A 12899-nucleotide genomic window follows, 5' to 3' on the forward strand; every position below is an offset into this window, starting at 1 on the left:
ATGGCGAGTATGATTCAGGACATTGCTCTCAAGACCATCCGGGGCGACGATGCGAGCCTGGCGGATTATGCGGGCAAGGTGGTGCTGGCGGTCAACGTCGCCTCCAAATGCGGTCTGACGCCGCAATATGAGGGGCTGGAGAAGCTCTATGCGGATTATCGCGACAAGGGGCTGGTGGTCGCGGGCTTTCCGGCCAATGATTTCGGGGCGCAGGAACCCGGCAGCAATGATGAAATCGCGACCTTCTGCACCACCAATTTCGGCGTCGAATTTCCGATGTTCGAAAAGATCGTGGTGACCGGGCCTGAAAAACATCCCCTTTACGCGGCCCTCACCAGCGCCGCGCCCGAGGCGAAGGGCGACGGCGCGTCCTTCCGCGAAAAGCTGGTCGGCTATGGCATCACGCCTGCGCCGGAGCCGGAAATATTGTGGAATTTCGAAAAGTTCGTGATCGGCAAGGATGGCGAGGTTGTGGCTCGATTCGCCCCGACCACCGCGCCCGACGACGCCGAGCTGATCGCCGTGATCGAGGCCGAACTGGCGAAATAGGACGACTATCTGAAAAAATGGGGACGGCATGGGCAAGCTGATTGCATCGATCCTGGCTGGGGCCATGGCCTCCAACGCCGTCCCCGCCCATGCCGCGCTGTCGCCGCAGGAGCGCGCCATCAGCCGGAGTGTCGACGCGGGCGTCGATGGCGCCATCGCGCTGCTCGAAAAAATGGTGAATCAGAACAGCGGGTCGCTCAATATCGAGGGCGTGACGAAGGTCGCGGAAATGGTGCGGCCCCAGTTCGAGGCGCTGGGCTTTGCCGTCACCTGGAAGCCGATGACCCACACCAAGCGCGCCGGCCATCTGATCGCGACGCACAAGGGGCGTGCCGGAACGACGAAAATGCTGCTGATCGGGCATCTGGATACGGTGTTCGAGCAGGATTCGCCTTTTCAGACATTTCAGCGTCAGGGGGACAAGGCCGCCGGGCCGGGCGTGGGCGACGACAAGGGCGGGGTGGCCGTCATGCTGCTGGCGCTTCAGGCGATGAAGGCGGCCGGAACGCTGAAGGACGCCCATATCGAAATCGTGCTGACCGGCGACGAGGAAGATGTGGGCGAACCCAGGGAAGAGGCGCGCGCTGACCTGATCGCGGCAGGCAAACGGGCCGATGTGGCGCTCGATTTCGAGGGGCTGGCGCGCGAGGATGGCAGGGACATGGGCTCCATCGCCCGCCGTTCGTCCAACAGTTGGACGATCATGGCGACAGGCAAATCCGGGCACAGTTCGCGGATCTTCTCCGATGCGGCGGGTGATGGCGCGGTTTATGAGCTGGCGCGGATCATCACGGCGTTCCGCAAGGAGCTGCCCGAACCCAATCTGACCTTCAACGTCGGCCTGATCGGCGGCGGCCAGAGCGCCGATGTCGACAAGGACGGCGTACGGATCGCGGTGACCGGCAAGACCAATATCATCGCGCCGATCGCCGTCGCCAAGGGCGATTTCCGGACATTGAGCCAGGAGCAAACCGACCGGGTGATCGCGAAGATGAGGGCGATTGCGGGCAACGGTCATCTCAACGGCACGTCGGCGACCATCGCGATTGAACAGGGCTATCCGGCGATGGCGCCGACCGAAGGGAACCGGGCGCTGTTGGCGCGGCTCAATGGCGTCAATGCGGACCTCGGCCTTCCAGCCATGCCCGAACTCGATCCTCTGAAGCGCGGGGCGGGCGACATCGCCTTTGTCGCGGCCGACACCGACGGGCTTGTGGGGCTGGGCCTTGCCAGCAGCGGCGACCATAGCCCGGCGGAAGTGGCGGACCTTGCCAGCATTCCGGTTCAGGCGAAGCGCGCGGCGATATTGATGAGTCGGCTGGCGAAGGAAAAGGGGCGAAAATAGATCGCCCGTCGCGCCATGCACGATACGCCCATAACCATGCCCCAGATTGGCGCCGTGCTGAATATGCTCAGCATCGTCGGAACCTTCCTGTTTGCCGCCTCCGGCGCGCTGGCGGCCGCGCGGTTGCGTCAGACGATCGTGACCTTTGCCTTTTTCGCGCTGGTCACGGGTGTCGGCGGGGGCACGGTGCGCGACCTGTTGATCGGCGCGCCGGTATTCTGGGTGGTCGACCCGGCGCCCGCCCTGACCTGTCTCAACGCCGCCCTGATCGTCTGGCTGACGCCGCGCCGCTGGTGGAGCGATCGGGCGCTCGACTGGCTGGATGCCTTGGGATTGGCCGCATTTGCGGTGTTCGGCGCGGCCAAGGCCATGGCCTTTGGCGTTCACCCCTTTGTTGCGGCGATGATGGGCGTGGTGACGGGCTGCGTCGGCGGCATCATCCGCGATCTGCTGGCGGGGGAGCCATCCATCCTGCTGCGGCCGGAACTCTATGTCACGGCGGCGGCGGTATCGGCGGGGCTATTTGCGGCGTTGCGCGTTTTGGGCGTCGACCTGCCGGTTGCGGCCATCGTCGCGGCGTTGAGCGGCTTTGCCTTGCGGGCGATAGCGATCTGGCGGGGCTGGGGCTTGCCAGGCTATCAGCGGGAATAGCGGATCAGCGCCAGAGCGCGGCGATCAGGCTCCACAGCCCTTTGTCTTCCGCCGAAACGGCGCGCGGCGCGCCAAAGCCGCGACATTCCAGACAATCGGCGCGAATGCCGTTGCCGGTCATCATCCCGCGAAGGTCGGTCACAACCTGCATCGCCCATTGCTGGCGGATAGCGGCGGCGCGGCCGAGCATATCGCGGGCGGCAGGCTCCGCCTCATCCCCGCCGGTCATTTTTTCAAGGAACTGAACGAAGGCGTCCGGCTCTTTCTCGATGCGGTGGATGCTGGCGTTTTCAGGCTTCAGTCCGGCGCGCTTCGCGGCCTCGGCGACGGCCTCCTCCAGCCCGCCGAAACGGTCGACCAGGCCCTTTTGCCGTGCGGCGCCGCCATCCCACACGCGACCCTGCGCGATGGCGTCGACCTGCTGCGGCGTCTTGCGCCGGGACTGGGCCACCAGCCCCAGAAAGCGGCGATACATGTCCTCCACGCCCATCTGCATCACGGCGTCAAATTCCGGCGTGGTGCCGCCCGCCAGGTCGGGCTGTCCGGACAGGGGCGTGGTGCGGAAGCCATCGGTCGTGACCCCGATCTTCGCCAGAGTGCCTTCAAAACTCGGCAAGATGCCGAAGACGCCGATGGAGCCGGTGATGGTGTCCGGTTCGGCGAAGATCATGTCGGCGGGGGTTGAAATCCAGTAGCCGCCGCTGGCCGCGACATTGCCCATGGAAACGACGACGGGCAGCTTTTCCTTTTTCGCGGCCAGAATGGCGAGGCGGATTTTTTCCGACGCCAGCACCGATCCGCCGGGCGAATCGACGCGCACCACGAGCGCCTTGAGATCGCGTTCGGCCAGCGCGTCGCGCAGCAGTCCGGCGATGGCGTCGCCGCCAGCCATGCCCGCTCCGCCGTCGCCATCGACGATGTCGCCAGCGACGGTCAGCACCCCGATGGCGCCATCATTGGCGGGACGATGGACCTTGATATAGTGGCCAAGGTCGATGGCCGCGAAAGCGGTGTCGCTGTCATCATTGCCTTCGCCCGCAATTTCAGCGACGCGATCTTCAAAGGCGCTTTCATCGCCCAGCCTGTCGACCAGGCCGCTTGCCTGCGCCGCCCTGGCCAGATCGCCGCCAGCGGCCTTCCCCGCGGCCACGGGATCGCCGATATAGGCGGCAAGTTTCGCGGCTGGACGGGCCTTTGCCACTTCGTCGCGCCAATCCTGCCAAAGGGCGGCGGCCAGCGCCGTGCTCGCTTCTTTCGCCTCGGGCGATTGTTCGGCGCGGGTATAGGGCTCGACAAAGCTCTTATATGTGCCGACGCGATAGACATGGGTGTTGATCCCCAGCTTGTCGATCAACCCCTTGTAATAAAGCCGCGATCCGCCCGGGCCGGCAATGGCGACGCCGCCAAAGGGATCGAGCCACGCCTCGCTGGCATGGGACGCGAGTTGATAGCTGTCGTCGGTATAGACGGTAGCGAAGGCGAGAACCGGCTTTTTCGAAGCGCGCACCGTGTCGAGAGCGCGACCGACACGGGACAATGCGACCTGACCCGCGCCCATGAAGCCATCAAGGTTCAGGACAACGGCCTTCACATTATCATCGTCCCTCGCCGCCTCGATCGCGGTGACAAGGTCGGACAGACGATGTTCACGGGGACGATCCGAGCCGCCCGAAAGCAGTTCCAGCGGCTCGGCTTCGGCTGGCTGTTCCACGATCGTGCCGTTGAGATCGAGCAGGAGCGCGCCATGCTTCACCGGCGCGGCCTTGGGCGATGGCGACAGGGTGAGCGCCATATAGAGCAGGCCGAAGAATAGCAGCAGGAACAGCAGGACCAGCCCATCCTTAACCGCCACCAATATGCGCCACATGCTCTTTACGAATGCCACCGGCCCAATTCTCCATCGCGTCGTCCCGCGATCATATGGGAACGCGCCGCTGATTGCGCTATCCCATCGCCGGTTTCACTGCAATCTTGCGCCACAGCCAGCAACCGTTATGGGAAGCCCCGATAAAGCGATACCGCCAAGGGAGATACTCCGTCATGCCCACGCTCGTCCTGATCCGCCACGGCCAGTCCGCCTGGAACCTTGAAAACCGCTTCACCGGCTGGTGGGATGTGGACGTGACCGAGAAGGGCGCGGAGGAAGCGCGGGCGGCGGGCCGGTTGATGAAGGACAAGGGGCTGGATTTCGACCAGTGCTTCACGTCGGTCCAGACGCGCGCGATCAAGACGCTCAACCTGGCGCTTGAGGAAATGGGGCGGCTGTGGCTGCCGGTCGAAAAGGACTGGCGTCTTAACGAGCGCCATTATGGCGGCCTCACCGGCCTCGACAAGGCGGAGACGGCGGCCAAACATGGCGACGCGCAGGTCAAGATCTGGCGCCGCAGTTTTGACGTGCCGCCGCCGCCGCTGGAGGCGGGCAGCGCGTTCGACCTGTCGGGCGACCGCCGCTATGCCGGGATTGCCGTTCCCGCGACAGAAAGCCTGAAGGATACCATCGCGCGCGTGCTGCCCTATTGGGAAAGCCGCATCGCGCCGGATTTGAAGGCGGGAAAGCGGGTGCTGATTTCCGCTCATGGCAATTCGCTGCGCGCGCTGGTGAAGCATCTGTCGGGCATCCCCGACGATGAGATCACCGAACTGGAAATCCCGACGGGCCAGCCCATCGTCTATGATCTGGCTGACGATCTGACCGCGATCGACCGTTATTATCTGTCGGAACGCTGAGCCGGGTCGATAATCGACAGGCCATTATTGCCCCCCGGCGGCCGGGCCGCTAAGGGGCTTGGCTTTCCGGGCGGCCAGAAAGCCGCTCAAGCAGGGGAAGCGATGCAATGAGCGGGGTGGATGTCGGCATCATCATGGGGTCGCGGTCCGACTGGGACACGATGCGCCATGCCGCCGAAACGCTGGAAGCGCTGGGCGTTACCCATGAATGTCGCGTCGTTTCCGCCCATCGCACGCCCCAGCGGCTCTATGATTATGCCCGCAGCGCCGTTGATCGTGGCCTGAAGGTCATCATTGCGGGTGCAGGGGGCGCGGCGCACCTACCGGGCATGACCGCGTCGATGACGCGCCTGCCCGTGCTGGGCGTGCCGGTCGAATCCAAGGCGCTGAAAGGCATGGATTCGCTGATGTCCATTGTCCAGATGCCCGGCGGCATTCCCGTCGGCACGCTGGCCATTGGCAAGCCCGGCGCGATCAACGCCGCGTTGCTGGCCGCCGCCATGCTGGCCAATAACGACCCGGCGCTGGCGCAGCGGCTGGACGAATGGCGCGCGCGGCAGACCGCGTCGGTCGCCGAAACCGTGGAAGATTGAAGCCCCCCCATGACGACCATCGCGCCCGGCTCCACCATCGGCATCCTTGGCGGCGGCCAGTTGGGCCGGATGATCGCCATGGCCGCCGCGCAACTAGGCTATCGCACCCACATTTATGCGCCCGAAGAAAGCGGCCCGGCGGCGGATGTATCGCCGCTGTGGACCTGTGGCGCCTATGAGGATGCTGCCGCACTGGGGGCCTTTGCCGACAGTGTCGATGTCGTCACTTATGAGTTCGAGAATATCGACCCGGCCGCCGTGGATACGCTGGCGGGCCACGGGCTGGTGCGGCCGGGCGCGGGGGCGCTGCGGATCGCGCAGGACCGGCTGGCCGAAAAAAGGTTCGTGCAGCAACTGGGCGGGCTGACCGCGCCCTTTGCGCCGGTCGACAGCCTGGATGATCTGGAAGAGGCGCTGGACGAGATCGGCAGCCGCGCCATCCTGAAAACCAACCGCATGGGCTATGACGGCAAGGGGCAGGCGCGCCTGTCGGAACCGGGCGACGCGGTGGGGGCCTGGAACGCCATCGGGCGACAGCCGGCGATATTGGAAGGCTTTGTGACCTTCGCGCAGGAATTTTCCGTCATATTGGCGCGCGGCGCCGATGGCGAGGTGCGTTTCTGGGATTCGCCCGCCAATGTCCATGTCGATGGCATCCTTTCGACGTCAATGCTGCCTGCCGGGCCGCTGATCGAGGGGCAGGCGCCCGCCGCGCGCGCGCTGGCGGGGCAGGTGGCCGACGCTTTGGACTATGTCGGCGTGCTGACGCTGGAGTTTTTCGCCAGCGCCGATGGGCCGGTGTTCAACGAAATGGCCCCGCGCGTCCACAATAGCGGCCACTGGACGACCGAGGGCGCGGTGACCAGCCAGTTCGAAAATCACGTCCGCGCCATTTGCGGCCTGCCGCTGGGCGACACGGGACTGGCCGCGCAGGGCGTCGTCATGCGCAACCTGATCGGCGATCAGGCGCATGAATGGCGCGATATTCTGTCCGACCCCGCCAATCACCTGCACTTGTATGGCAAGCGTGAAGCGCGGCCCGGGCGCAAGATGGGCCATGTCACCCGGCTGATGCTGTGATCGGGGGCAGCCGGATCGTCCTGATCCTGGCGCGCGCCGACAATGGCGTGATCGGGCGGGACGGCGATCTGCCCTGGCGATTGCCCGCCGACCTTAAACATTTCAAGGCGCTGACGCTGGGCCATCCGATGGTGATGGGCCGCAGGACGTTCGACAGCCTGCCCGGCCTGCTGCCGGGCCGCCGCCATATCGTGCTGACCCGCGACCGGGACTGGAGCGGGGAGGGCGCGGAGGTCGCCCATGATGTGGCGGGCGCGGTGGCGCTTGCCGGCGCGCCAGAGGCGATGGTGATCGGGGGAGCGGAGATTTACCGCCTGTTCCTGCCCCATGCCGACCGGATCGAATTGACCGAGGTGCATGCGACGCCGCCGGGCGATGCGATGATCGACTATCCCGCGCCTGATGCATGGCGGGAGGTCGCCCGCGCGCCGCATCCCGCCGTCGATGGTCGCCCGGCATATGACTTCGTGACCTTCCAGCGCAGGACATGACCGCGCCGTCATTGCCAGCGCAATTCCGCACCCCTATAGGCCGCGCCATGGAGCGGCTTTCAAGCGGCGCCCCCATGCCCGCCCGTCTGCGTGGCGGCATTATGGCGCTGGGCAATTTCGACGGTTTTCATCAGGGCCATCAGGCCGTGGTCGGGCGCGCCGTCGAACTGGCGCGGGCGCAGGGTCGTCCGGCCATCGTCGCCACCTTCGATCCGCACCCCATGCGCCTGTTCACGCCCGATGCGCCGCCCTTTCGCCTGACGACGCTGGACCAGCGACAGGCGCTGTTCGCGCGGGCCGGGGCGGACGCCATGATGGTCTTTGCGTTCGACCGGGCGCTGGCCGCGCTCGACGCCGCCGCCTTCGTCCGTCTGCTGGCGCAGGATATGGGCGTGGCGGGCGTGGTGACGGGCGAGGACTTCACCTTTGGCAAGGGGCGTAGCGGATCGGTAACGACGCTGGCCGAACTGGGCGCGGCGATGGGGATGCGCGCGGAAGCGGTGGCCCCGGTGCGCGATGGGGCGGGAGATGTCGTCTCCTCCAGCCGCATCCGCTATGCCCTGAAGGCGGGCGATTGCGCCACCGCCATGCGCCTGCTGACGCGCCCCTTTGCAATAGAGGGCGTGGTGCAGCATGGCGACAAGCTGGGCCGCACCATCAACTTTCCCACCGCCAATATCGACCTGGGCCACTATCTGCGCCCGGCCTATGGCATTTATGCGGTGCGCGGGATTTTAAGCGACGGCCGGGTGCTGGACGGGGCGGCGAACCTGGGCGTTCGCCCGACCTTCGACCCGCCCAAATTGCTGCTGGAGCCGCATTTCTTCGACTTTGCCGAAAGCCTTTACGATCAACGGATCGAAGTGCAGTTGATCCGATACCTTCATGGCGAAGTGAAATATGACGGGCTCGATGCGTTGATGGCGGGCATTGCGCGCGATTGCGAAGAGGCGCGGCAAATCCTTGCGGGAACGCCCCGCCTCGCTTAATGCGCTGCTCAGATTTCCTCATTCCCGTTCGTGCTGAGCAGGGGCTGAGCGAAGTCGAAGCCTCGTATCGAAGCATCCTTCGATACGCCATTTCGACTTCGCTCAATGGCTACTCAGGACGAACGGGGTGTTTTATGCCGGATACCCATGACCGACGCACCTGACTACAAGTCCACCGTCTTCCTTCCGCAAACCGACTTTCCGATGAAGGCGGGGCTTGCCGCCAAGGAACCGGCCATTGCGGCGAAGTGGGAGGCGATGGACCTTTATGGCAAGCTGCGCGAAAAGCGCGCCGGTCGCGAACGCTTCATCCTGCATGATGGCCCGCCCTACGCCAATGGCGACATCCATATGGGCCATGCGATGAACAAGGTGCTCAAGGACATCATCGTCCGCAGCCAGTCGCTGCTGGGCAAGGATGCGCCCTATGTGCCCGGCTGGGATTGCCACGGCCTGCCGATCGAATGGAAGATCGAGGAGGAATATCGCAAGAAGAAGCTGAACAAGGACGAGGTGCCCGCCGCCGAGTTCCGCGCCCAGTGCCGCGCCTATGCCGACAAATGGGTGGGTGTGCAGAAGGAGCAGTTCAAGCGTCTGGGCGTGATGGGCGACTGGGCCGATCCGTATCTGACGATGAAGTTCGATGCCGAGGCGACGATTGTTGGCGAACTGCTGAAATTCGCGGAAAGCGGGCAACTGTATCGCGGAGCCAAGCCGGTGATGTGGTCGCCGGTGGAGAAGACCGCACTGGCCGAGGCGGAGGTCGAATATGAGGATGTGACGTCGACCCAGATCGACGTCGCGTTCGAGATCATGGAAGCGCCGAACGCGCCCGAACTGGTCGGCGCCCATGCGGTGATCTGGACCACGACGCCGTGGACGATTCCCGTAAATCAGGCTTTGGCTTATGGGCCGGAGGTTGAGTATTCTATTGTTTCATGCTTCGATGGGATGGTTACGTCGCACGAGTTTAAAACGGTAGAAGCCGCTTTCTCAATGATCGTCGCGACTGAATTGCTAGATTCTGTCATGAAGCGATTGGGTTGGGCTGATTCTCCTAGGAAAATCCTGAAGACATTCAAAGGCTCCGACCTCGCCGGCGCTGTCGCCCGCCACCCGATGCACGCGCTCGGCGGCTTCTTCGCGAAGCCCCGCCCGTTCCTGCCCGGCGATTTCGTCACCACCGACGCGGGCACTGGCCTCGTCCACATGGCCCCGGACCATGGCGAGGACGACTTTGCGCTGTGCAAGGCGCACGGCATCAACCCCGTCTTCGCGGTCGAGGGCGACGGCAAATATCGCGAGGACTGGCTCTGGCTCGGCGGGCAAGGATCGGTCATCAACCCGAAGTTCGTCAGCAAGGACGGGCCGATCTGCACCGATCTGCGCGAAGCCGGCGGGCTGCTGGCGGCGTCGGACGACTTCAAACACAGCTATCCGCACAGCTGGCGCAGCAAGGCGAAGATCATCTTCCGCTGCACCCCGCAATGGTTCATCCCCATGGATCAGCCCCAAGCCGTCATGCCAGCGCAGGCTGGCATCTCCGGCCTTGGCGCGCAAACGCCTGAGACCCCAGCCTTCGCTGGGGTGACGGTGGCGGGTGGCAACGGGCCGACGCTGCGCGGCGTGGCGCTGGACGCGATCCAGAATACCCGCTGGGTGCCGGAACGGTCGATCAACCGCATCCGATCCATGGTGGAGGGGCGGCCGGACTGGGTGATCAGCCGCCAGCGCGCCTGGGGCGTGCCCATTGCGCTCTATGTCCATCGCAAGAGCGGCGACTATCTGGTCGATCCGGCGGTCAACGCCCGCATCGTCGAAGCCTTCAAGCAGGGCGGCGCGGACGCCTGGTTCGGCGCGGATCATCAGGCGCTGCTCGGCCCGGATTACGACCTGGCCGACTATGAAGTCGTCAACGACATTCTGGACGTCTGGTTCGACAGCGGTTCCACCCACAGTTTCGTGGTCGAGGGCCGTTATGGCGAAGGAACCCGCGCCGACCTATATATCGAGGGATCGGACCAGCATCGCGGCTGGTTCCAGTCCTCGCTGCTCGAAAGCTGCGGCACGCGCGGTCGCGCGCCCTATGACGCGGTGCTGACCCATGGCTTCGCGCTCGACGGGTCGGGCAAGAAGATGTCCAAGTCCCTCGGCAACGTCGTCGATCCGCTGAAGATCATGGCGGAAAGCGGCGCGGACATTTTGCGTGTCTGGGTCGCCAGCACCGACTATTTCGACGACGTGCGCATCGGCAAGGAAGTGCTGGCCGGTTCGTCCGACGCCTACCGCAAATTGCGCAATACATTCCGCTACATGCTGGGCGCTCTTTCCGACTATGATGAAGAGACGGAAGCCGTGTCCTACGCGGAAATGCCGGAACTGGAGCGCTACATGCTCCACCGGCTGGCGGAACTGGACGCGGAACTGCGCGCCGTGGTCGACAAGGCGGCGAAGAGCGAAAACTGGCTGGAGTTCAGCCGCTATACCCGCGCGCTGTTCGATTTCGCCAACAGCGACCTGTCGGCCTTCTTCTTCGATATTCGCAAGGATTGCCTCTATTGCGATGCGAAGAGCGACCCCAAGCGCCGCGCCTATCGCACGCTGCTCGACACGCTGTTCCACGCGCTGGTCCGCTATGCCGCGCCGATCATCCCCTTCACCGTCGAGGAAGTGTGGCAGAGCCGCTTCCCAAGCGATGAGGACAGCGTCCATTTCCTGGAGTGGCCGGAGGTCGACCGGCACTGGATCAACGGGCATCTCAAGGACAAGTGGACCGAATTGCGCAGCCAGCGCGAGCAGGTGAACGAGGCCATCGAGCCGCTGCGCCGGGAAAAGGTGATCCGCTCCAGTTTGGAAGCTGACGTGACCATGGGCGAATATCTGCCCGTTGGCGAAGTCGATTTCGCGGAAGTCGCGATCGTCGCGCGGGTGACCATGGGCGAGGGCGACGGGATCGTCGTCAAGCCCAGCGAATGGCACAAATGCGGCCGGTGCTGGCGCTTATTGCCGGAGGTCGCCGAGGACGGCGCGCTGTGCGACCGGTGCGACGCGGTGCTGACGGCATGAGCGCGCCCGCCATCACCCATCGCCCGATGGGGCTGACCGTCGCCATCGTCACGCTGGCGCTCGACCAGCTTGTCAAATATAGCGTGACCTATCCTTTGGCGCTCAAGAGCCGGGCGGAGGTCGGCATCGACATATTGCCCATATTCCGCCTGCGCTGGCTGGAAAATCGCGGCGTTTCCATGGGCTTCTTCCATGCGGATACCGACATGGCGCGATGGGCGCTGGTCGGCATGACGATGCTGATCGCCTGCTTTGTGGGCGTGTGGATGTGGCGCGAAAAGGCGCGGCAGGATGTCGCGGCGCTGGGGCTGGTGCTGGGCGGCGCGGTGGGCAATATCGTCGACCGGGTGCGGCTGGGCTATGTCATCGACTATGCCGACCTGCATTTCGGCGAATGGCGACCGTTCCTGATTTTCAACCTGGCGGACGCCGCGATCACCATTGGCGTGCTGATCCTGCTTGCGCGGGCGCTGCTGCTGCGCGAAAAGGGCGCAAAGACGGAGACTTCTCACTGATGCGTAAACTGATCCTCGCCGCCGGTCTTGTCGGCTCGCTTTCGGCTTGTGGCTCGTCGGGCCTGTTCGACCGCGAACGCCTCGATGAATTCGCCGTTTCGCGTCAGGCGCCGCTGGTCATCCCGCCCGATTTCGCGCTGGTTCCGCCCGCGCCCGGCGCGCCTTCGTCCGCCACGGTCGATTCGGGCCGCGCCGCGATGCAGGCGATGTTCGGCGGCCCCGCCGCGCGCAGCGCGACCGAGGGCGCCGCGCTCGACGCAGCCGGCCGCGCCAGCGCCGCGCCGGGCATCCGCTCATCGGCGGGCGACCCCAATACCCCGGTCGTTGAAATGGGCGGCACGACCCGCGACATCATCGCCGCCCCCGAAGGCGACGGCGAAGGCGCGCGGGCGGCGACGCCGCAATAAGTTAAGGGTGCGCCTGCCGTTGTTGACGCAACATGGCAGGGTTTGCCAAGCATCTGGGCGGGACGTCAGTCAGGCTGTCGTCTCGCCCAATTTGCTTTGAAGATATTGCGCAAAGCCTGCCAAGGTCAGTGGCTTGGGTATGATTTCGGGATCATTTTTGCTGGGTTGCGGCAAACTGAAGTCGTCAAAGAAGGCTGCAACGAAATCCTCAATATCTTCCGGATCGATGCCCGCATCTTCACTCAGATCATCGTCGGGGTGAGGAGGAATATCACCCTCGCCATAATAGCGGCCGAGAGCATCCCAAACGAAATCAGCTACTGGCTCTGAAATCCCCGCCGCAATCAGCCAGTCCAGCAACGCTGATGGTGACATGCCTTGTCGTTTCGCGGTCAGGCAACGAGTGCGGCGTTTCTCCCAAATAAAAGCTCCGATGCCAATTGCGCCCAAAATGACGGGCACGAATGCCAGCGGACCCCAACCCAC

The 12899-nt window shown here is 64.6% G+C and carries 13 protein-coding genes; 11 read left to right on the forward strand and 2 right to left on the reverse strand.

All coding sequences use genetic code 11. The features are described 5' to 3' along the window. The first annotated feature begins 9 nt into the window (after positions 1 to 9). Genes GGR44_RS01050 through GGR44_RS01060 form a run of 3 tightly spaced genes read left to right on the forward strand, consistent with a single transcriptional unit; the run spans position 10 to position 2545 of the window. On the forward strand, positions 10 to 549 hold the full coding sequence (locus GGR44_RS01050; protein WP_183954194.1) for a glutathione peroxidase: 540 nt from the start codon (positions 10 to 12) through the stop codon (positions 547 to 549). A gap of 28 nt (positions 550 to 577) precedes the next feature. Next, positions 578 to 1894, forward strand: a complete 1317-nt coding sequence (locus tag GGR44_RS01055) for a M20/M25/M40 family metallo-hydrolase (protein ID WP_183953588.1) — start codon at positions 578 to 580, stop codon at positions 1892 to 1894. Between the two features lie 36 nt (positions 1895 to 1930). Beyond that, on the forward strand, positions 1931 to 2545 hold the full coding sequence (locus GGR44_RS01060; RefSeq protein WP_246344262.1) for a trimeric intracellular cation channel family protein: 615 nt from the start codon (positions 1931 to 1933) through the stop codon (positions 2543 to 2545). Positions 2546 to 2549: 4 nt separating this feature from the next. Here the strand turns inward: GGR44_RS01060 and sppA are convergent, their stop codons facing one another. Next, positions 2550 to 4430 (reverse strand): signal peptide peptidase SppA, encoded by a 1881-nt coding sequence (gene sppA, locus GGR44_RS01065; protein WP_183953590.1) that lies wholly within the window; start codon positions 4428 to 4430, stop codon positions 2550 to 2552. 155 nt (positions 4431 to 4585) lie between these two features. Between sppA and gpmA the strand changes: the two genes are divergently transcribed. The 8 genes from gpmA (at position 4586) to GGR44_RS01105 (ending at position 12413) form a co-directional block, all read left to right on the forward strand. Beyond that, positions 4586 to 5272, forward strand: coding sequence for a 2,3-diphosphoglycerate-dependent phosphoglycerate mutase (gene gpmA, locus GGR44_RS01070; protein ID WP_183953591.1), 687 nt, complete (start codon positions 4586 to 4588; stop codon positions 5270 to 5272). A gap of 107 nt (positions 5273 to 5379) precedes the next feature. Next, positions 5380 to 5865: a 5-(carboxyamino)imidazole ribonucleotide mutase gene (gene purE / locus GGR44_RS01075; RefSeq protein ID WP_183953592.1), complete on the forward strand. Its 486-nt coding sequence runs from the start codon at positions 5380 to 5382 to the stop codon at positions 5863 to 5865. A gap of 9 nt (positions 5866 to 5874) precedes the next feature. Next, positions 5875 to 6945 carry a 5-(carboxyamino)imidazole ribonucleotide synthase gene (locus GGR44_RS01080; protein ID WP_183953593.1) on the forward strand — a complete coding sequence of 357 codons (1071 nt, stop codon included), beginning with the start codon at positions 5875 to 5877 and terminating at the stop codon, positions 6943 to 6945. Next, positions 6942 to 7436 carry a dihydrofolate reductase gene (locus tag GGR44_RS01085; protein WP_183953594.1) on the forward strand — a complete coding sequence of 165 codons (495 nt, stop codon included), beginning with the start codon at positions 6942 to 6944 and terminating at the stop codon, positions 7434 to 7436. Before GGR44_RS01080 ends, GGR44_RS01085 begins: the two co-directional genes overlap by 4 nt. 47 nt (positions 7437 to 7483) lie before the next feature. Next, the gene (locus GGR44_RS01090; protein WP_183953595.1) at positions 7484 to 8425 is read left to right on the forward strand and encodes a bifunctional riboflavin kinase/FAD synthetase; all 942 of its coding nucleotides are present in this window, start codon (positions 7484 to 7486) and stop codon (positions 8423 to 8425) included. Between the two features lie 147 nt (positions 8426 to 8572). Beyond that, positions 8573 to 11491 carry an isoleucine--tRNA ligase gene (ileS, locus tag GGR44_RS01095; RefSeq protein ID WP_183953596.1) on the forward strand — a complete coding sequence of 973 codons (2919 nt, stop codon included), beginning with the start codon at positions 8573 to 8575 and terminating at the stop codon, positions 11489 to 11491. Further along, positions 11488 to 12006, forward strand: coding sequence for a signal peptidase II (gene lspA, locus GGR44_RS01100; protein ID WP_183953597.1), 519 nt, complete (start codon positions 11488 to 11490; stop codon positions 12004 to 12006). Before ileS ends, lspA begins: the two co-directional genes overlap by 4 nt. Next, positions 12006 to 12413, forward strand: coding sequence for a DUF3035 domain-containing protein (locus tag GGR44_RS01105; protein ID WP_183953598.1), 408 nt, complete (start codon positions 12006 to 12008; stop codon positions 12411 to 12413). Before lspA ends, GGR44_RS01105 begins: the two co-directional genes overlap by 1 nt. A 69-nt stretch (positions 12414 to 12482) precedes the next feature. On the opposite strand, the gene GGR44_RS01110 is transcribed toward GGR44_RS01105, so the two are convergent. Next, positions 12483 to 12899 (reverse strand): DUF1493 family protein, encoded by a 417-nt coding sequence (locus GGR44_RS01110; protein ID WP_183953599.1) that lies wholly within the window; start codon positions 12897 to 12899, stop codon positions 12483 to 12485.

This window comes from Sphingobium fontiphilum, from assembly GCF_014196635.1.
Taxonomy (GTDB): domain Bacteria; phylum Pseudomonadota; class Alphaproteobacteria; order Sphingomonadales; family Sphingomonadaceae; genus Sphingobium; species Sphingobium fontiphilum.